Source organism: Halobacillus litoralis, assembly GCF_009856355.1.
GTDB lineage: Bacteria > Bacillota > Bacilli > Bacillales > Halobacillaceae > Halobacillus > Halobacillus litoralis_B.
Map to the genome: position 1 here is coordinate 191,689 of NZ_WMEW01000006.1, position 18,595 is coordinate 210,283.

23 protein-coding genes and 1 rRNA gene are annotated in these 18,595 nt (G+C 47.6%); 15 read left to right on the plus strand and 9 right to left on the minus strand.

Annotated elements, in window-relative coordinates; all coding sequences use genetic code 11:
- The first annotated feature begins 13 nt into the window (after positions 1–13).
- Positions 14–280: a phosphocarrier protein HPr gene (locus tag GLV97_RS10950; RefSeq protein ID WP_160838709.1), complete on the plus strand. Its 267-nt coding sequence runs from the start codon at positions 14–16 to the stop codon at positions 278–280.
- Positions 281–757: 477 nt separating this feature from the next.
- Here GLV97_RS10950 and GLV97_RS10955 read toward each other — a convergent pair whose 3' ends face one another.
- Complete coding sequence (locus tag GLV97_RS10955; protein ID WP_160889671.1) at positions 758–1,417, minus strand: SDR family NAD(P)-dependent oxidoreductase; 660 nt, start codon at positions 1,415–1,417, stop codon at positions 758–760.
- An 86-nt stretch (positions 1,418–1,503) separates the two neighbouring features.
- Between GLV97_RS10955 and GLV97_RS10960 the strand changes: the two genes are divergently transcribed.
- The gene (locus GLV97_RS10960) at positions 1,504–1,839 is read left to right on the plus strand and encodes a YfhH family protein (RefSeq protein WP_160841499.1); all 336 of its coding nucleotides are present in this window, start codon (positions 1,504–1,506) and stop codon (positions 1,837–1,839) included.
- A 361-nt stretch (positions 1,840–2,200) separates the two neighbouring features.
- On the opposite strand, the gene GLV97_RS10965 is transcribed toward GLV97_RS10960, so the two are convergent.
- Together GLV97_RS10965 and sspK are read right to left on the minus strand one after the other, a co-directional pair.
- The gene (locus GLV97_RS10965) at positions 2,201–2,341 is read right to left on the minus strand and encodes a YpzG family protein (RefSeq protein ID WP_160838703.1); all 141 of its coding nucleotides are present in this window, start codon (positions 2,339–2,341) and stop codon (positions 2,201–2,203) included.
- Positions 2,334–2,507 carry a small acid-soluble spore protein K gene (gene sspK, locus GLV97_RS10970; RefSeq protein ID WP_084163184.1) on the minus strand — a complete coding sequence of 58 codons (174 nt, stop codon included), beginning with the start codon at positions 2,505–2,507 and terminating at the stop codon, positions 2,334–2,336. Before sspK ends, GLV97_RS10965 begins: the two co-directional genes overlap by 8 nt.
- A gap of 107 nt (positions 2,508–2,614) precedes the next feature.
- On the opposite strand from sspK, the gene GLV97_RS10975 reads away from it, so the two are divergent.
- Entirely contained in the window at positions 2,615–2,881 is a 267-nt protein-coding gene (locus GLV97_RS10975) for a YfhJ family protein (protein WP_160838701.1), read from the plus strand.
- Positions 2,882–3,299: 418 nt separating this feature from the next.
- Here the strand turns inward: GLV97_RS10975 and GLV97_RS10980 are convergent, their stop codons facing one another.
- Positions 3,300–4,301: a metal-dependent hydrolase gene (locus tag GLV97_RS10980; RefSeq protein WP_160838699.1), complete on the minus strand. Its 1,002-nt coding sequence runs from the start codon at positions 4,299–4,301 to the stop codon at positions 3,300–3,302.
- Between the two features lie 54 nt (positions 4,302–4,355).
- On the opposite strand from GLV97_RS10980, the gene mutY reads away from it, so the two are divergent.
- On the plus strand, positions 4,356–5,444 hold the full coding sequence (gene mutY / locus GLV97_RS10985) for an A/G-specific adenine glycosylase (protein WP_160841501.1): 1,089 nt from the start codon (positions 4,356–4,358) through the stop codon (positions 5,442–5,444).
- Here mutY and GLV97_RS10990 read toward each other — a convergent pair.
- Complete coding sequence (locus GLV97_RS10990; protein WP_160889672.1) at positions 5,434–5,658, minus strand: cytosolic protein; 225 nt, start codon at positions 5,656–5,658, stop codon at positions 5,434–5,436. The genes mutY and GLV97_RS10990 overlap by 11 nt on opposite strands.
- A 266-nt stretch (positions 5,659–5,924) precedes the next feature.
- Here GLV97_RS10990 and GLV97_RS10995 point away from each other — a divergent pair, with 266 nt between their 5' ends.
- The 4 genes from GLV97_RS10995 to GLV97_RS11010 all read left to right on the plus strand — a co-directional run bounded on the left by GLV97_RS10995 (position 5,925) and on the right by GLV97_RS11010 (position 9,907).
- Positions 5,925–6,989: a LysM peptidoglycan-binding domain-containing protein gene (locus tag GLV97_RS10995; RefSeq protein ID WP_160838693.1), complete on the plus strand. Its 1,065-nt coding sequence runs from the start codon at positions 5,925–5,927 to the stop codon at positions 6,987–6,989.
- A gap of 119 nt (positions 6,990–7,108) precedes the next feature.
- On the plus strand, positions 7,109–7,285 hold the full coding sequence (locus GLV97_RS11000) for a gamma-type small acid-soluble spore protein (protein WP_160838691.1): 177 nt from the start codon (positions 7,109–7,111) through the stop codon (positions 7,283–7,285).
- Positions 7,286–7,541: 256 nt separating this feature from the next.
- Positions 7,542–8,069 carry a nucleoside tri-diphosphate phosphatase gene (ntdP, locus tag GLV97_RS11005; protein WP_027956058.1) on the plus strand — a complete coding sequence of 176 codons (528 nt, stop codon included), beginning with the start codon at positions 7,542–7,544 and terminating at the stop codon, positions 8,067–8,069.
- Positions 8,070–8,137: 68 nt separating this feature from the next.
- Positions 8,138–9,907, plus strand: a complete 1,770-nt coding sequence (locus tag GLV97_RS11010; protein WP_160889673.1) for an ABC transporter ATP-binding protein — start codon at positions 8,138–8,140, stop codon at positions 9,905–9,907.
- Positions 9,908–10,292: 385 nt separating this feature from the next.
- Here GLV97_RS11010 and GLV97_RS11015 read toward each other — a convergent pair whose 3' ends face one another.
- The 3 genes from GLV97_RS11015 to GLV97_RS11025 form a co-directional block, all read right to left on the minus strand.
- Complete coding sequence (locus GLV97_RS11015) at positions 10,293–11,360, minus strand: FUSC family protein (protein WP_160841503.1); 1,068 nt, start codon at positions 11,358–11,360, stop codon at positions 10,293–10,295.
- A 293-nt stretch (positions 11,361–11,653) separates the two neighbouring features.
- Positions 11,654–12,949, minus strand: coding sequence for a glutamate-1-semialdehyde 2,1-aminomutase (locus tag GLV97_RS11020; RefSeq protein ID WP_160838685.1), 1,296 nt, complete (start codon positions 12,947–12,949; stop codon positions 11,654–11,656).
- 191 nt (positions 12,950–13,140) lie between these two features.
- Positions 13,141–13,227: a YjcZ family sporulation protein gene (locus tag GLV97_RS11025; RefSeq protein WP_079478425.1), complete on the minus strand. Its 87-nt coding sequence runs from the start codon at positions 13,225–13,227 to the stop codon at positions 13,141–13,143.
- A gap of 182 nt (positions 13,228–13,409) precedes the next feature.
- Between GLV97_RS11025 and GLV97_RS11030 the strand changes: the two genes are divergently transcribed.
- The 5 genes from GLV97_RS11030 (at position 13,410) to perR (ending at position 16,513) form a co-directional block, all read left to right on the plus strand.
- Positions 13,410–13,820, plus strand: a complete 411-nt coding sequence (locus GLV97_RS11030; RefSeq protein ID WP_160838683.1) for a potassium channel family protein — start codon at positions 13,410–13,412, stop codon at positions 13,818–13,820.
- A gap of 64 nt (positions 13,821–13,884) precedes the next feature.
- Positions 13,885–14,355, plus strand: a complete 471-nt coding sequence (gene bcp, locus GLV97_RS11035) for a thioredoxin-dependent thiol peroxidase (RefSeq protein ID WP_160838681.1) — start codon at positions 13,885–13,887, stop codon at positions 14,353–14,355.
- A gap of 82 nt (positions 14,356–14,437) precedes the next feature.
- Positions 14,438–15,391 carry a D-2-hydroxyacid dehydrogenase gene (locus tag GLV97_RS11040; protein WP_160838679.1) on the plus strand — a complete coding sequence of 318 codons (954 nt, stop codon included), beginning with the start codon at positions 14,438–14,440 and terminating at the stop codon, positions 15,389–15,391.
- 1 nt (position 15,392) lies between these two features.
- A complete protein-coding gene (locus GLV97_RS11045; RefSeq protein WP_160889674.1) occupies positions 15,393–15,950 on the plus strand; it encodes a cob(I)yrinic acid a,c-diamide adenosyltransferase in 558 nt (185 codons plus the stop codon).
- Positions 15,951–16,069: 119 nt separating this feature from the next.
- Positions 16,070–16,513, plus strand: coding sequence for a peroxide-responsive transcriptional repressor PerR (gene perR / locus GLV97_RS11050; protein ID WP_160838675.1), 444 nt, complete (start codon positions 16,070–16,072; stop codon positions 16,511–16,513).
- Positions 16,514–16,602: 89 nt separating this feature from the next.
- On the opposite strand, the gene GLV97_RS11055 is transcribed toward perR, so the two are convergent.
- Positions 16,603–16,980, minus strand: coding sequence for a DUF2614 family zinc ribbon-containing protein (locus GLV97_RS11055; RefSeq protein ID WP_160889675.1), 378 nt, complete (start codon positions 16,978–16,980; stop codon positions 16,603–16,605).
- Between the two features lie 134 nt (positions 16,981–17,114).
- Here GLV97_RS11055 and GLV97_RS11060 point away from each other — a divergent pair, with 134 nt between their 5' ends.
- Both GLV97_RS11060 and GLV97_RS11065 read left to right on the plus strand, forming a co-directional pair.
- Positions 17,115–17,999, plus strand: coding sequence for a nucleotidyltransferase-like protein (locus GLV97_RS11060; RefSeq protein ID WP_160838671.1), 885 nt, complete (start codon positions 17,115–17,117; stop codon positions 17,997–17,999).
- A 507-nt stretch (positions 18,000–18,506) separates the two neighbouring features.
- Positions 18,507–18,595 (plus strand): 16S ribosomal RNA (locus tag GLV97_RS11065); the annotation flags it as partial.

An 18,595-nucleotide genomic window follows, 5' to 3' on the forward strand; every position in this document is an offset into this window, starting at 1 on the left:
AGGAGAATGTATCATGGCACAACAAACAATGAAAATCACATCTGCGGACGGTGTACACGCACGTCCAGCAACAGCACTTGTACAAGTAGCCGGCAAATTCGAATCTGACGTAAACCTTGAGTACAATGGCAAGTCCGTAAACATGAAATCCATCATGGGCGTCATGTCCCTTGGAATTCCGAACGGCGCTGAAGTCACGTTCTCTGCTGAAGGTGCAGATGAAGAAGAAGCAGTAAACGCTGTAGTTGCAAAAGCAAAAGAAGAAAACCTTGGTGAGTAATTCATAACAAAGACAGCCTGCCGATCCGGCAGGCTGTCTTTTTATTTTTTAGCTCTGTTAAAGTCTGTTGTTGATATTTTAAACGATTACTAAATCGTCTCCGTCTGGAATCAGGGGTACCGTCCGTTGTTTATTCAGAGCATGGGATGGCAGGGAAAACCGTCCGCTTTCCGCGGGGAACGATGAGCCTCCTCGAACTTCGTTCTCCGGGGTCTCACCTTGTTCCTTTTTCCCGCAGGAGTCTACCTGTTTTCCCTGCCATCCTTTCGTAGTAGGGTAACGGACTTCGGTTATGCCCCTTCTAACCACCCTTCTCTGAAGAGGCGGCCTTGGGAATGGCGGGACTCCTGTGGGAGGAAGGTACCTCACGGAAAGGGAGTCATTCCCAAGGCCGCCTCACACAAATCCCATGACAGAAAGGGATGATAGGAGCTCACATGTTAAATAACAACACCAAGCTATAACAGAGCCTATTTTTTAACGGTCAACAAATATTTCGGCGCGGCCGTCATCCTCTTTATAAATCTGCTCTGCAGCGACATCCGGACTCTTCATCTTCTCCGGATGTTTGACGTGATCGGTATCTTTCCAGAATGGTGTATTCATCCCGCCCATATAGACAGCGGTTGCTGTGAGGCTTTCCTCCTCCCATTCCTTCTGCAGACTCTCTGTGAAGCCCCTGAGAGCAAATTTACTGGCGCAGTAGATGCTTTCATTCTTTTTCCCGCGCAGACCAGCTGTGGAAATGATATTCAATACCCGGCCCTCAGACTGCTGCAGTCGGGGAAGGACTGCCTGTGTCATTAGGATTGTTCCTTTGACGTTAGTGTCCAGCAGCTGATCTATATCGTCTTCCGAGTACGTGGAGAGCCCGCCGAAAATGCCTGTTCCGGCATTGTTGATCAATACGTCAACATGCTCGATATTCTCTACAGCCGAAGCAATAGAGGAAGGGGTTGTAATATCGCAGACGATAACCTCAGCACTTCCGCCGTTCTGTTCAATCTCTCTCTGCACAGCAGCTAAGGGTTCATACCTCCTGCCACTCAATACAACAGCGTTCCCTTTCCGGGCATAGGTATGCGCGAGAGCTCTTCCGAGTCCTGTTCCGGCACCTGTAATCCAAATCTTTGCCAATCAAACCAGCCTCCTTGTCCTGACATATATCCATTGTCGCTAAAGCCTGTTAGAATGTAAAGAAAGTACAGATAAGGGGGAGAAGGATGGAACGGAGATACAGTGAATATTCAGAGAGAGAGTTAAGGGATGAAATAGCTGAGCTGACAGAAAAAGCCCAGAAGGCGGAGCAGCTTGGCATGGTCAATGAATACGCTGTCCATGAACGGAAAATCATTATGGCTAAAGCCTATATGATGAATCCGGCCGATTTCTCAGCAGGGGAAACCTACGAAATGGACGGAGACTATGAGCATACCTTCTTCATCGAATATATGAACGGCATTTTTGCCTGGGGATATCGAAAGCAGAATGGCCGAAAGGTGAGTACAGAAGAAGAGGCCCTGCCGATTTCCATGCTCGGCCGTCACGTACAGGAATAGAAAGTATCGAGGTTTCACACCAGCAGATGGCGTTGTCCTTCATGGGTGTGTATACCGCTCCGCTTATCGGGGATACCTGGCGTGGGCGCGACCTCAGCTGACTTGGTCAAGAAGATCGTCTGTTCAAGTGAATCTGCGGCTCGTGCTCTTCCCGCAGACGTCCCCACTGAACGCTCCCGCCATCATGGACAGGGGGAAGACATATCCACAAAAAGGCGCTGGTGAAGGATGCTTTCCTTGATCAGCGCCTTTTTATTACAGGTGAACCCACGCATTCACAGGAACGGTACAGCATCCATAAAAAAAGGCTGTCGAGAAATGCTCGACAGCCAGAACCGGGTACATAAGGTACCTGGGTACTTTAGTTTCTTTTTCTCATCTGTATTTCAGTGATCTGGTTCGCCTGCGTCTGCTCTGTCTCTCCATTGACACGTCGGCTCATATGCTTGGAGCTTCGGTGGGAATGAGAAGCCGGAGCGGCTTTGAAATTACGCTTACCCATGGTAATTCCTCCCTGTGTCGTTGACATCGCGGTGTCTCGATCGGGCCGCGCGTTCCTGCGGCTTATTGTTGATCGTTCCATTCGGACGTTTGTTTGAGTATTCACTCTGATCATCCGGTGCGTGGGTCATATGCACGTTTGGGAAATTTTTGGCCTTGTTACGCATTCGTCACCCTCCTATGCCTCTGGGAAGAGGCAGGCTTAGTATACCCCGCTTACAGCCTGTAATGTGTTATAATAAAGGGTAAACTATGGCAGAGACGGAGTGGTACCATGAATGAAATTTATCAGCGTCTGGCTGAAGCTCTATATAAGAAAAACGAAAACCTGACAATGGATGAGGCCCTTACATGGGTCGAGCTTTTGTGGGAGGATTTCGAAACGACACGGGCAAAAGCTGGTCGTGAATACGAAGGGAAGAAAGTGACGGAGCAGATTGTGACGCAGTGGATCCAGAATTATGGACCAAGGCTTCATGAATTCGCAGCCACTAATTCCAAATACAAGAAGATGCTTGAGAAAAAAGGGTATCTGCATTAAAAAAGGAGCCTCTTCAAAGAGGCTCCTTTCAGCTTGTAGAGAAACCCTTGTTTCTTTACAAGCTTTTTCTTTCTTACCGCCAGGAGCGAAAGCCCCTTCCTTTTCCGCGGACGAGCGCCCGAGCTTCCTCGCAAAACCCACGCTCGGCGATCTCGGCTCACTCGTTCTTCCGCAGGAGTGGAAGGGGCACCGCTCCTTGGGGATTCTTTTTCATATTCCGGCAGGCAGCCGTCATCAGCGCAGCTCATGCCGTTCTTTTGAGATCCTGCCTAGTGCATAATCTCTCTCCTATATATTCTAACGTTGGCACAAGGAGCGTTCGGTGGTGATGCCCGCGGCATTCATCCACCAACAAGCGGAATGTGACCCTTCACACGACAAATGGACAACTCTAACAGGTTAACTCAGCCTTTTCTCATTACGACTTCGATTCCATCGGACTGAGCTTATTCTGAAGTTTTTCTTCTGTGAAGACCCAGCCGGTATAGGAATTGAGGATTTTCAGGTTGTCGCCATGTTCATCATCAATCTGGGCCACAGCCACAAAGGGATAGCGTCCCCGGGAGCGGTAGCGCAGATCGATGAATCGGACTTCCGTGTACTCGTCAAAATAGCTCAATTCATAGCGGTACACCGGTGAAAAGGACAGAAAAGCTTTGATGTTATGATCCGTCAGCGCTTTTTGGACAACCGGATCATCTTCATCAATCGGTTTATTTACGAATGTGTCCAGGATTTTTAAATGGCCGTTCTCAGCTCTTCCTACGTAATAATGGTCGGGCGTTGTGATGGCAATCCGCCATATGTTCTGCTTGATGGTGGGAGAGGTGGCAATCTGAGTGACTCCCTCCACATGTTCATGAATCAGACGGACAAGCTCCCGTTTATCGAAATACCGCTTCACATAATAAATGGCGATGACTCCATAGATAATCAGCCACATGATTCCGGGTGAAGCTCCAAGGTTCCACGCCACAATCCCTGCTATGTGCAGAATGAAAATATAGGGATCAAAGGTGTTGATAAAGCCATAGGCGACCCACCTTTTTGTAATCGGACGATAGGCCTGGGTGCCGTAAGCGTTGAAAATGTCTACAAATACGTGAAGGATGACCGCCAGGAAGCTCCAAAGCCATAAATGGAGAAAGTTGACCTCCGGGTTAAATAAGTATATGATGCCGGGGATACTGATTCCCCACAAAAGGACCGCCGGAATCGAGTGAGTAATTCCACGGTGATGGCGGATGTAGACGGCATTGTTTTTAAGTTTCAGGGCGGTGTCGATGTCCGGTGCCTGTGATCCGACCAGCGTGCCGATCAACACGGCATTGAATAAAGCCGGATCGGAGCTGACGGCCGGATCAAGTGTAGCTATTCCACCGAGGGCCACGCCCATCACCACATGAGTACCAGTATCCAACCTACAAACCTCCTTTTTGGATGACGAAAATGTTAAATAAGAAAGGTGTTTCCAGTGAAACCGAAAGAAAGAGTTCCCTTCCTATTGAATCATACGAATATTGATGCTTTCCAAGATGATCTTATTTCCTGGTTTAAAAAAGAGCAGAGGGTCCTGCCCTGGCGTGAAAACCAGGATCCATACAGAGTCTGGGTATCAGAAATTATGCTCCAACAGACCCGTGTTGATACAGTCATTCCTTATTTTAACCACTTTATGAGCAGATTCCCAAACCCCAAAGCCCTTGCAGATGCCGATGAGCAGGAGGTTTTGAAAGCATGGGAAGGACTAGGTTACTATTCCCGTGCTCGAAATTTGCAAAACGCTGTCAGGGAAGTTGTCGAATCCTATGGGGGTGTAGTCCCTGATGATCCTGATGAACTTGGAAAATTAAAAGGCGTCGGCCCCTATACGAAGGGGGCGATCTTAAGTATAGCTTACGATACGCCGGAACCCGCTGTCGACGGCAACGTCATGCGGGTGCTCTCACGCATTCTTTATGTAGAGGATGATATCAGCAAACAGAGCACAAGAAAACTGTTTGAAGCGCTTGTCCGTGAATTGATTTCCAAAGAAGACCCATCCGCCTTCAATCAAGGGCTGATGGAGCTCGGTGCCCTTATATGTACACCGAAAACACCGTCCTGTATGCTGTGTCCGGTGCAGGATCACTGTCGTGCATTTGAAAAAGGAGCGGAAACGGAACTCCCGATTAAAGCATCGAAGAAAAAACAGAAGAAGATCCCTTACCTTCTGCTCTTGATTGAAAATGACAAAGGTGAGGTATTGATCGAGCAGCGTCCCGGTGAAGGACTTCTGGCTTCGCTGTGGCAGTATCCGATGGTCCCGCTGGAAGATGTGGACGAGGAGTCCGTGCCGGTCTGGATGTACGGGGAATATGGTTTGAAGGTGGAGCTTGGAGAAAAGGTGGACCATGTCAGGCATGTGTTTTCCCACTTGATTTGGGAAATGGATGTAGTCAGAGCCGTTGTGAAAAGCGGCAGCCTTGATCATGAGCGTGCGAAGTTTGTCACTCCTGAAGCCATGCTTGATTATCCATTTCCCGTATCCCATCAAAAAGCCCATCCGTATATTAGTCCGTAACTGTATGAGTGCCGCTGGTCCAGGAAGCTTCCTTTTCTTCCAGACCGCCGCGGCGCTCTATTTCTTTGTTGATTTCCCTGAGCAGCGTGACGCCCTCAGCATTCAGGTAGGGCGCGGCCTGCGACAGGGATGTATGAAAATATCCCAGCTCTTTATCTTCCCACTTCTGCTTCGGTTCCATCGTCAATCCTGCTAAATCTCTTCCGACATACATAAAAGCACAGCCTCCTTTTCCTCCTTAATGTATGTACATTCGTCCTGCTCATACAAACAAAAATCGACAAATCCACATGTAACAAACCTGTAAAGTAAATGTAACGAAGTGCGGAAAACCTTGCCATCAAAGGGTTTGGATGGATTTGTTGGTATTTGTAGAAGTTTTGGAGTATTTACAAACAATTGTCTTTTATGAATAATGGGATTTAGGTTATTTGATTGCACAATTATAACAATTCATACATAGGGGAGAGTAAAGAATACATGAATAAGAAAAAATTGGTTACGGCGGTCAGTGGAGCTTTGCTTGGGGCATCTGTTATGGGAACTTCAGTTTTTGCGGATGAATTACACAAGGTTAAGTCCGGGGATACAATCTGGGACTTGAGCAGGCAGTATGACGGATCTGTTTCAGAAATCAAATCATGGAATGGTCTGAATTCCAGCATGATTTATGTAGGTCAGAGTTTGATTGTTGAAAAAGATGCATCATCTTCACAGAAATCAACGTCGTCTTCCAATTCCGGAAGTGGATCCTACACTGTTAAAAGTGGTGATTCCCTTTGGGCGATTGCAGTAAACCACGGCATGTCCGTTTCTAAGTTGAAGAGCATGAACAATCTTTCCAGTGATATCATCCACCCTGGGCAGAAGCTTTCTCTATCTGGAAGCTCTTCCAGTTCCAGTGAGTCTACGTCTTCCAGCAGCTCAAGCTCTTCTTCTTCAGAATCAACAAGCACGTATACAGTTAAGAGAGGCGATTCTCTATCTGTCATTGCGTATAAATACGGCACTTCCGTATCCAGCCTTAAGAGTCTGAACGGCATGTCCGGCACTACGATTTATGTAGGGCAGAAGTTGAAAGTAAGTGGTGAGGCGTCCACATCATCCTCATCGTCATCTTCATCCTCTTCTAGTCATACATCTACCACGAATTCTTCAAGTTCAAACTCTGGATTTGTAGATGGCCTGGTTGCAGAAGCTAAAAAACATATCGGTACACCATATGTATGGGCAGGAAGCACACCATCCGGTTTTGACTGCAGTGGATTCCTTAACTACGTATTCGCTCAGGAAGGCGTAAGCATCCCGCGTACAGTGGCTACCATTTATGCAGACAGCCGCATGCAGTCTGTCAGTGATTCCCATCGTCAGGTCGGAGACATCGTCTTCTTTGAAACGTACAAGCCTGGAGCATCCCACGCAGGGATTTACCTTGGGAATGGCAAGTTCATCCACACAGGTTCTACGAACGGCGTGGAAATCAGCTCCCTTTCCAGCAACTACTGGGGCAGCCGCTACATCGGTACGAAGCGTCTTGCCAACTAATAAAAGCATCAGAAAGAGCGTCCCATCAAGGGGCGTTCTTTTTTTGTGAAAAATTTTCGCCTCAGAAGGAATGAAACAGAGCCACCCTGTACACAATAATTTTTGCGGAGGTGATACACATGGCTAAGCAACCGAAACAAAACAAAACAGCAGCTGGTACGGATGTTAATCACGTAAAACAACAAAACCAACAGGCTGCTCAAGGGAAATCCCAATACGGCGCTGAGTTTGCCCAGCAGACTGATGCACAGCACGTAATCGAGCAGAACCAAAAATCTCAGGCGAAGAAAAAGTAACCTGAATCTTTGGCAGGTTGGCCGGGCTGTTTGATTAGCCTGTAGCAATCTCCCATGAGAAAGAGCCGTCCCGGCAACGGGCGGCTCTTTTTTCTTTTTCTTCCTATATAAATACAGAACAAGGCTTCCACCCGCTTTTTCAGGAAAATCAGAAGGGGCTCGGGCATACTTTTCAGAGCAATTGTTTTCATTCGCTTTCGTTTGTCGTTATAATAGACAGAAGATGAAACGGTAAAGAAAGGGAAGGGGGGATCTTATGCCCGGCCCGGAAGCAGGGAAGCGGATTGAAATTCAAAGCTATAAGCATAATGGGCATTTACACCGTGTTTGGGAAAGTACAACGATATTAAAAGGAACGAGGCATGTCATTATTGGTGCCAACGATCGGACGACCGTCACAGAAAGCGACGGCCGCCGCTGGGTGACAAGGGAGCCTGCCATCTGTTATTTCCATTCCAAGTACTGGTTTAACGTCATCGGGATGATCAGAACAGACGGCGTATACTATTACTGTAATATCAGCTCTCCCTTCATCTATGAGGACGGAACCATCAAGTACATCGACTATGATCTCGATGTGAAGGTGTTTCCGGATATGACGTACAAAATTTTAGATGAGGACGAGTATGAAGTTCATAAAAGAAGAATGAACTATCCTCACGTTCTGGATCGTATCCTTTATAACAATGTGGATATTTTACTTAGATGGATCAGGCAGAGAAAGGGACCTTTCTCGCCGGAATTTATTGATCAGTGGTATGAACGGTATTTAACGTATAGATAATGAGTGGTTGCGCACTTCTAAGGAGTGCGCTTCTCTTGTTGTTCAGGTGAAAGGAAGCAGGTGATTTTTTGGACAGCATCAAGAGGTACTTGAAGTTTGTCAAACCGTATAAAGGAAAGATTATATTAACTGTTCTTATTGGAATCATTAAATTCTCCATTCCGCTGCTGATGCCATTGATTACGAAATACGTGATTGATGACATCATTAATGCGGATCAGCTGGCCCAGTCGGAGAAAATGGACCAGCTTCTCTGGCTGATGGGGGGAGCGCTCTTCGTTTTCCTCATTCTGAGACCACCGGTGGAATATATCCGCCAGTATCTCGCCCAGTGGATCGGGAGCCATATTCTTTACGATATTCGTGAAAAGCTGTTCGATCATATCCAGCGCCTCAGCCTGCGGTTTTACTCCAAAACCAAAACAGGGGAGATCATTTCACGTGTCATTCACGACGTAGAACAGACGAAGACGTTTGTCATAACGGGTTTGATGAACATCTGGCTCGATATGATCACCATTGTTGTTGCGGTTATTATTATGCTGACGATGGATCCGTGGCTGACGCTTGTAGCGATTGCTTTGTTCCCGTTTTACGGATTTGCGGTCAAATACTTTTACGCCCGTCTCCGCCAGTTGACGCGCGACCGTTCCCAGGCGCTTGCTGAAGTACAGGGGCACCTGCATGAACGGGTGCAGGGGGTTCCGGTTACACGGAGTTTCGCCCTGGAAGATCATGAACAGGCCCAGTTCGGTACCAAAAACAAAAATTTCCTGGATAAGGCGATTACCCACACCAATTGGAATGCCTACACGTATACCGTCACCAATACGATTACAGATCTGGCTCCACTGCTCGTCATTACATTTGCGGGTTATCAGGTCATTACCGGCTCCTTGACCGTTGGTACGATGGTCGCGTTTATCGGGTATATGGACCGGGTGTACAATCCGCTGCGCAGACTGGTGAACTCAGCCACGGTTCTGACTCAGTCGATCGCTTCTATGGACCGTGTCTTCGAGTTTGTCGATGAGGAATATGACATCGTCGATGAGCCCGGAGCCAGGAAGCTGGAGCATGTCGATGGCGATGTGCGCCTGGAGGGAGTTTCCTTCCGGTATGACGAAGAAGATCCGCTTGTTCTGAAGGACATCGATCTGCATATCCAAAAAGGAGAAACGATCGCCTTTGTCGGTATGAGTGGAGGCGGCAAGTCTACACTGATCAGCTTGATCCCGAGGTTTTACGACGTGACAGCAGGAAAAATCCTGTTGGATGGCACGGATATCCGAGAGGTTCAGGCACGTTCGCTCCGTGATAAAATCGGAATGGTACTCCAGGACAACATTTTGTTCAGTGAATCCATTGCGATGAACATACGGATGGGGAACCCTGATGCGACAGATGAGGAAATGTTCGAAGCGGCCAAGGCAGCCAATGCTCATGACTTCATCATGGATCTTCCCAACGGGTATGACACCCTTGTCGGTGAGCGTGGAGTGAAGCTTTCCGGAGGACAGAAGCAGCGCGTCGCGATTGCGCGTGTCTTCCTGAAAAACCCGCCGCTGTTAGTGCTCGATGAAGCGACGAGTGCGCTTGACCTGGAAAGTGAGCATCTCATTCAGGGGGCGCTGGAGCGTCTGGCATCATCCCGGACGACCTTCATCGTGGCGCATCGCTTATCCACGATTACTCACGCTGATCGGATCGTTCTGATTGAAAACGGGGAAATCGTTGAAGTCGGTCCCCACCATGAGTTGATGAGTAAAAAAGGTCACTATTACGATCTTTATCAGGTTCAGGAACTGGATGAACCGACAACTTTTACGAATATGTAAAACAAAGGCGTCCGCATGTGCGGGCGCCTTTGTTGTGTCTGAAGAAACCGGTGACTGGTGGATGCCCGCTTCAGTGCATTTAACGAAAAGGCTCTGTTACATTCTGTTGTTGATATTTTAAACGATTATTAAATCGTCTCCGTCTGGAATCAGGGGTCCGGTCCGTTGTTTACTCAGGGCATGCGACGGCAGGGAAAACCGTCCGCTTTCCGCGGCTCACGGTACCCCACGGAAAGGGAGTCATTCCCAAGACCGCCTCACACAAATCCCATGACAGAAAGGAGTGATAGGAGTTCACATGTTAAATAACAACACCAAGCTATAACAGTGCCAACAAAAAAAGACGGCCGGAAATCTTTCCGGCCGTCTAAAATCTTCGCGTGCTTTATTTGTCTGATGTCTGGATGAAATGATCCTGATGGTGGTTCTGATAACTTTTCAGCAGCTTTTTCAACCGCTCCAGCTGATAATGGTATTCCATCAGCTGAGAGGCGAGGGGAAGGAAAACGAGTTTGTCTGGATTGTTGGTTTCTTCGTACACATGCATCAACCGCTCGACCAATAAAGGGATATCCGGTTCCTCAATTCTCCGCAGCGACTGCTTGTGCGTCCGTTTGATTCGGCCTTTCAGGCTCAGCACAAGTTTTTCGTGAGCGTTGATCAGTTTGTCCAGTTCCTGGACGACCGCATCCTGGAACTCCTCCGGGATCTGCTCGATCTTATGATCCAGCCTGTAGAAAGCCTTCAGGACATCGAAGGATTTTTTCGTTGTCGTAATCAGCTGGCGGAACAGTACCATCTTCCGGCCTTTGGAAAAACGCGTGCCCTTAAAGTATGTCCGTTCCTCGGAATACAACAGGTACGTGTGATCCACCCATCGCATGTCATCCTGGATCCTGGTGATTTCATATTTTAAGGCAGGCTCGTCCGAGAGCTGTCTTGTTGTCACACGGAGCCATTGCAGAATATCATTGGTGGCTCTGTCGATTTTCGTGAATAATCGAGTCTCATACCGCGGCGGCAGGAAGACGAGATTCACGATGAAAGCGGCCAGAATACCGAGAATCATGGATGAGAGTCGTGATCCGGCAAAGTATAGGAACGTCTGGTCTGTGGCATCCATCAAAGCGATAACCGCTACGACCGCAAGAGAAATTGTATTTTCGTTCATCTTTAAAGTGGAAGTAACGCCGATGACGAGAATAATGGCAAAACCGACGACAAAGGGATCGTTTCCAAGTGTGAATACCGCAACAACGGCAATCAAGGCCCCGATAATGTTCCCTTGCAGCTGTTCGATAATCGATTGATAGGAACGGTAGATCGAAGGCTGAATGGAAAAAACAACAGCAATGGCAGCGAGTAGGGGAGAGATGAATCCGATCAAGTGGCCGAAATAGAGAGCTATGCCGACCGCAAGACCTGTCTTCATCATCCGTGCGCCCAGTTTCATACAAGCATCATCCTTTTTACATGAAAACTCCTCGATTAAAGAGGACTGCCATCATTATACATGATTTATGAGGAAGAAGAACAAAAGAAAAAGGCTTATGCGTGAAATCCGCATAAGCCCAAGGGGAACCAGTCCTAAGAGCCGGTTCCTATGAAAAGGGAAAGAAATGAAACAAAGATCATAATTCGTGTGAATATTCAGAATTATAAATATATAATAGCATGGAATAAGGAGTTAAGCAACTATCTTTCCATAAAAAATCCCCTTCTTATAAGAGAAGAAGGGGATTGGTTTTATTCAGCAGCCATAATAGTGAATATTTTCTCTACAGCTTTGAGCGTTTCGTCGATATCTTCATCCGTGTGTGCGGTCGTTAAGAACCAGGCTTCATATTTAGATGGAGCAAGGTTAATGCCCTCGGCTAGCATCAGTTTGAAGAAGCGGGCGAACCGTTCTCCGTCTGTATTCTCCGCCTGTTCGTAGTTTTCTACTTTTTCATCGGTGAAGTAAACTGTTAAGGCCCCTTTCAGGCGATTGATCTGGATGGGTACACCTGTATGTTCGGCGTGCTTGAGAATGCCCTCTTCAAGCTTTTTGCCGAGGCGGTCCATTTCATCGTATACACCTTCCTGCTGAAGGACTTCCAGGCAGGCGATTCCTGCGGACATCGAAGCGGGGTTGCCTGCCATCGTTCCAGCCTGATAGGCCGGTCCGAGCGGTGCGACCTGTTCCATAATGTCCGCGCGTCCGCCGTAGGCACCGATCGGCAGTCCGCCGCCGATAATTTTGCCCATTGCGGTCATGTCCGGTTCGATGTTCAACAACTGCTGCGCGCTCCCGTATGTAAAGCGGAAGGCTGTGATGACTTCATCATAAATGACGAGGGCGCCTGCCTCATGGGTCAGCTCATTGACGGCTTCCAGGAAGCCTGGCTTCGGCTCAACGATCCCGAAGTTGCCCACGATCGGTTCAACGAGCACTCCTGCGATTTCGTCTCCGTATTTCCGTAGAGCTTCTTTGAACGGTTCAATATCGTTAAACGGAACCGTAATGACATCCTGGGCGATAGACGCGGGTACTCCCGCTGAATCCGGTGTTCCCAGCGTGGACGGCCCGGATCCGGCGGCGACAAGCACAAGATCCGAGTGGCCGTGATAACAGCCGGCGAATTTAATGATTTTGTTCCGGCCGGTATAGGCCCGGGCAACACGGATCGTCGTCATCACCGCTTCTGTTCCGGAGTTTACAAACCGGACTTTATCAAGGGAAGGGATCGCTTCCTTCAACATTTTGGCGAAGCGGTTTTCCAGTACCGTCGGTGTTCCGTAAAGGACGCCGTTTTGGGCGGCTTTTGTAATTGCCTCTGTAATATGCGGATGGGCGTGTCCGGTGATGATTGGACCGTAAGCCCCAAGGTAATCGATGTATTCGTTGCCGTCGACGTCATAGAAACGGGAGCCCTCAGCCCTGTCCATGTAAACCGGTGTACCACCACCGACACCTTTGTAGGCACGTGAAGGAGAGTTCACCCCGCCGACGATATGTTCTTCAGCTTCTTTATATAATTGTTCTGAACGTTTGATGTTCATGCTATACCTCCTAACAACTGTTTCACTTCTTTATTGTAGCATGTTTGTCCATCATCGAAGACGTAAAAGACCGGCCTGCATCAGCAGGGCGGTCTGTTTCCATCGTTTATCCACTTACCTATGCAGCCGTCCGGTCGAACCCATGAGGAATATACACTGGTTTATGGTCATCCCATCAGTTGATGTTCATCTTAGTATACGAACGCTGCACCAACGATGATTAGAAGGATGAAAAGAACAACGATCAGCGCAAAGCCTCCGCCATATCCGTAACCCATTACAATTCCCCCTTTCCATGGTTTACTGTATCTTATGCCTTTCCTGACAAACGGGCTGTGCATCCGCCCGTTTTTTCAGCAAATATCTGAGGGCGGCCGGGGCATATCCACCACGGCCCGGGCATAAGAAAAAAGTAAAGCCTGTCACCCATGTCCATCTGGATGATAAGAAGGAGCCCGCTATGATTACGATTATCCTCAGCATCCTTTTACTTCTCCTAATGGGGGCGAGCCTCCGGCAGATTTTTCACTCCCTGGAAGTCGAGCATAAAATCTTTTCAAGTCAGCTGTTTATTGCTGTGATGCTTCTGTACACCATCGTGATGACCGGGTTCGGCATGATCTATACCGTGCTGATTCTGGAAGGGATCGAGGTATACCGGACAGGCATCCCCTATAGACGAGTATCATGGGTGGAGGAATTCATCCGAAGTATCTATTTCAGCGGTGTAACGTTGTTTACCGTCGGCTATGGAGACATGCTGCCTGTAGGAGTGGGGAAGTGGCTGGCGATTTTAGAAGCCATGATCGGCTACACGCTGCCCGCTGCTCTTGCGGCCAAGGTATGGCAGAGTAACAAAAACAGAGATTGAGGTTGGAAGTTTTCTCCGGAGTAAGGTACCCTAGAGGATAGAGAACTTTAAGGAGGGTGCTTATATGTCTATAGAAAAAGGAAAGCAAGTCGAAGATTTCACGCTGCCGGCCAGTAACGGGGAGTCCGTTTCTTTGTCCGATTACAAAGGGAAAAACGTTGTCCTGTACTTTTATCCGAAAGATATGACACCGGGCTGCACAACAGAAGCCTGTGACTTCCGTGATCATCATGAAAGCTTCGAAGATCTGGATGCGGTTATTCTCGGAGTCAGCCCGGACCCGGTTGAATCTCATGAGAAGTTCATTAACAAGCATGACCTGCCGTTTATGCTCCTTGCAGATGAAGACCACAAGGTTTCCGAGGAATTCGGTGTATGGAAGCTCAAGAAAAACTTCGGTAAGGAGTATTACGGCATCGAGCGCTCCACATTCATCATTGATAAAGAGGGGAACCTTGCAGAGGAATTCCGCAAAGTGAAAGTAGACGGCCACGTGGAAGCAGCTCTTGAATACATTCGTGAAAACCTTCAATAAGAAACGCTTGAAACCATAGTCGATAGATGACTATGGTTTCTTTATAAGCTAAGATAAAGAAAAAGAGGATGGAGGGGACACAATGAAGATTGTTTCAGCGATTAAGAGGGTTCCAGAGTCAATCCGGATTCATTTGAGTCATCGTTTTCAAGATGTGGATTTCGTTTTCTGCCACGGTATGCATGAGGCGCAGCATTATTTAGCAGAAGCGGATGTATTCATTACATACGGGGAGGATCTGGATGAAGCAAAGATCCAGGTGGCCAAGAAATTGAAATGGATCATGGTTTTATCTGCCGGTATGGACCGGATGCCGTTTGACGAAATTAAAAAGCGCGGCATCCTTGTGACCAACGTCCGTGGCATTCATGCCAAGCCGATGGCGGAATATGCCATATCCATGCTGCTGCAGGTGTCAAGGAAAGCTAAGACGCTGATTAAACAGGAGCAGAAGCGGGAATGGAGCCGGAGAGCCGTAATGAATGAAATCAGTGAACGTACAATCGTCCTGCTCGGCACAGGAGCGATCGCCCAGGAAACGGCCCGCCTTGCCGGAGCATTTGGAATGACAACGATCGGTCTGTCCAAGTCCGGCGTGCCGAAGGATCATTTTGATCAGGTGTATCCGATTTCTGATATCCATCTTATTCTGCCGAAAGCCGATTTTGTTGTGGCCGTTCTTCCAAGTACCCAGGAAACGAGAGGCATGCTGACTCATGCCCATTTCTCCGCGATGCCTGACCATGCGGTGTTTCTGAATATGGGCAGAGGGGACCTTGTTCCTGCCGAGGTCATTATGGATGCTGTGACAACCGATCAGATCGCCCATGCGGTCCTGGATGTATTCGAAGAGGAACCGCTGCCGGAAGCTCATCCGTTCTGGGGGGAGGAAAACGTAACCGTAACGCCGCACATCTCCGGCATTTCGCCTCATTATGTACCGAGGGGCTTTGAGATTTTTGAAGAAAATCTTGACGTGTTCCTGAATGGAGACGGAGAGTTAAGAAATATCATTGACTTAGAACGGGGGTATTGAGATGCGTATTTATACAAGATCCGGTGATAAGGGACAGACATCGTTGATTTATGGACAGCGTGTCCCGAAGAATGATGTAAGAGTGGAGGCCTATGGAACGTGTGATGAGGCCAACTCGACGATAGGAACGGCGCTCAGTCACCTGAGGAAGGAAGACTGGACGGATAAGGCAGCATTCATGCAGACGATGGAGAAAATCCAGACGATCCTCTTCCATGTAGGGGCGGAGCTTGCCACACCCAAGGGGAAGGATGTCACATGGAAGCTGAAGCAGGAGCATATCGACGACCTTGAACAGCAGATCGACTCGTGGGATCAGGATCTTGCTCCGCTGAAGAACTTCATACTACCATCAGGGCATGAAGCTTCAGCCGCCCTCCACTTGGCACGTACCGTTGTGCGGAGAGCGGAAAGACTGGCCGTCACTCTGGAGGAGGAGCTGAATAACCCGCTTGTCGTCTCCTATTTGAACCGTTTATCCGATTTCTTATTTGTAGCCGCCAGGTATATTAATAAGAAGCTGGGTGGGAAAGAGACGCCACTTCATCCGGATGTGTAATCACAGGCGGAATACAGTCTTCCATATTGACAACCCGTTTACGAAAGGGTTACACTAATTGTAAGCATTCTAATGTAATAATGTTATAAATCAAGAATCATTTTATGAAAGCGAGGTGCATGACCGTGTCTGATCATCGACTCCAGGATGCAATAGATACATTGAAATCATCCGGCGTCCGAATCACTCCACAGCGTCATGCGGTGCTTGAATTCCTGCTTAATGCAATGACCCACCCAACAGCTGACGAAATATACAAAGCGCTGGAAAGTAAATTCCCTAACATGAGTGTGGCCACTGTTTATAACAACCTGCGCGTGTTCAAGGATATCGGACTGGTGAGGGAGCTTACGTATGGAGACTCATCCAGCCGGTTCGACTGTAATACGAGTGACCACTACCATGCTATCTGCAACAACTGCGGAAAGATCGTGGATTTCCACTATCCAAGCCTTAACGAAGTTGAATCATTAGCTGAACAGGTGACGGGATTTGACGTAAGCCATCATCGTATGGAAGTCTATGGAACGTGTTCCAAATGTCAATCGGAAAAGGCCCACTAAACTGAAAGCCATGCGCTTTCAGTTTTTTTATGTATTTTTCTATCAATGGCCATAAAAAAAGACCCGTTTGTATAACGGGCCGGGGCGGCTCAGGACTGTGTAGGAGCCTTTTCGCCGCGGTATTTCTTCTTATTGTACTTTTCATCAAAGTCTTTACCTTCCAGAGACTTGTCCATCGTCAGCGGCTGATCACAGTGCATGCACGCGTCGACGCATCCAAGCATCTTGGTGGGTTTCTCACACGAAGGACAGATGATCTGGATGGTCCTGGTGGAGAGCATACCGATCCAGAAGTAAACGACGGTACTCAATCCGACAAAACCCATGCCGAGAATCATGAACGTAGCCATGAGCCAGACGATGTCCTTAAACAACAGCCCGATGTACATGACTCCGATACCGAGAAAAATCAGCCAGAAAGCAAAAGAACGGATCTTGTTGATTTTACTGCTGTATTTTAACGCCACTAAGGCTCCCTCCTTACCTGTCTACCCCGTAGTATAGCATATTTTTCTAGGAACAAATACAATACGGAAAAAGGATTTCGGCGCATCATAGCGAATTAACACAGGAAAGGGAAATTGAATATGGGGGAAAGACAATGGAAGATTTATTACGTCCGATATATCAGGAAAGAGCCAGCCAGAGCAGTACCCTGGGCATCCTGATCCTTGAAAAGAACAAACCAATCAGTCCGGTCACGGATAACTTTGATGTGATCCTCTTTATTATCGTCCGTGATGCGGAAGAGCTGTGGTATGTGAAGCATTATGAATTTGAGAACAAATCAGCAGCTATGCATATTGTGGATGAAACCCTCCTCCATCACTGGATTGATACCAGCTCCTACCGGCGGGCGGTGGAATGGGTGATCAATGGAAGCATCATTTTTGAAAGAAATGAATATGTCACATTAATGAAAGAGCATCTTCGCGAGTTTCCTCAAAAGAACCGCAACCTGAAGAAAGCGATAGAATTTGCCAAGCTGATACGAAGCTACAGTGAATCCAAGGATCTTTATGATTCCGAACAATATCTGGACTCCTACAGCAGGATGGTCAGTTCGCTCCATTATTTAGCCAGGTTGTCCATTATAGAGAAAGGTTTTCATCCGGAAGTCACAGTATGGAATCAGGTGAAGCGGATAGAGCCTGAAATCTACAAACTCTATCAGGAGTTGATCGAAAGTGGGGAACCGACGGATAAACGGATCCAGTTAATGATTCTGGCCGTGGAGCATTCCATCAGTAAACGCGCCCGGTCCAGCGCCCAGCATCTCCTGGAGTTGATGAACGAGAGGGAGGAGCCATGGTCATTCGGTGAATTGAAAGTGCATCCGGAAATCCAGGAGTACATTCTGGATCTGTCCTCGATGATTGAGTATCTCGTTGAACATGGAGCGATAGAGGTGATCCCGCAGGAAACGAAGGGACCGCAGATTTTCCACCGCACTTATAAACCTGTAGAACAACCGGTAAACGAATAGCAGAACGTCCTCTTTCTTTGGTTTATATAAGAAAGAGGACTTTTTTTAAAAAAACCATTGACCGTCAATAAATGACCGTGCTATATTATAAAGCGTCGCATTAAGAGCGGCTCAGCGGAGCGAAAGACACCGTGAAAAAACACGAAAAAAGTTATTGACTTCAATAACCATGCGTGATAAATTATTACTTGTCGCTTTAAGAGAGCGGCGCGGTGTTAAACAACACCAAAACAAATCATGAAAAAAGTTGTTGACATTAACAACTGACCGTGATAATCTAGTGAATGTCGCTAAAAACGACAGCGAAACACTTTTCAACTTCATCAAAAAAGTTGTTGACACGAAAAACAACACATGATAAGATGATAAAGTCGCTGTTTTCAAACGGCATACAACATTTGATCTTTGAAAACTGAACGAACCAACCAGTACGTCAAAACATTTCTTCTTTAATGAAGGAATTTGAAACAAGCACATTCGGTGTGCAGATGAGCAAGTCAAACTACTTTTATGGAGAGTTTGATCCTGGCTCAGGACGAACGCTGGCGGCGTGCCTAATACATGCAAGTCGAGCGCGGGAAGCGAGCGGATCCCTT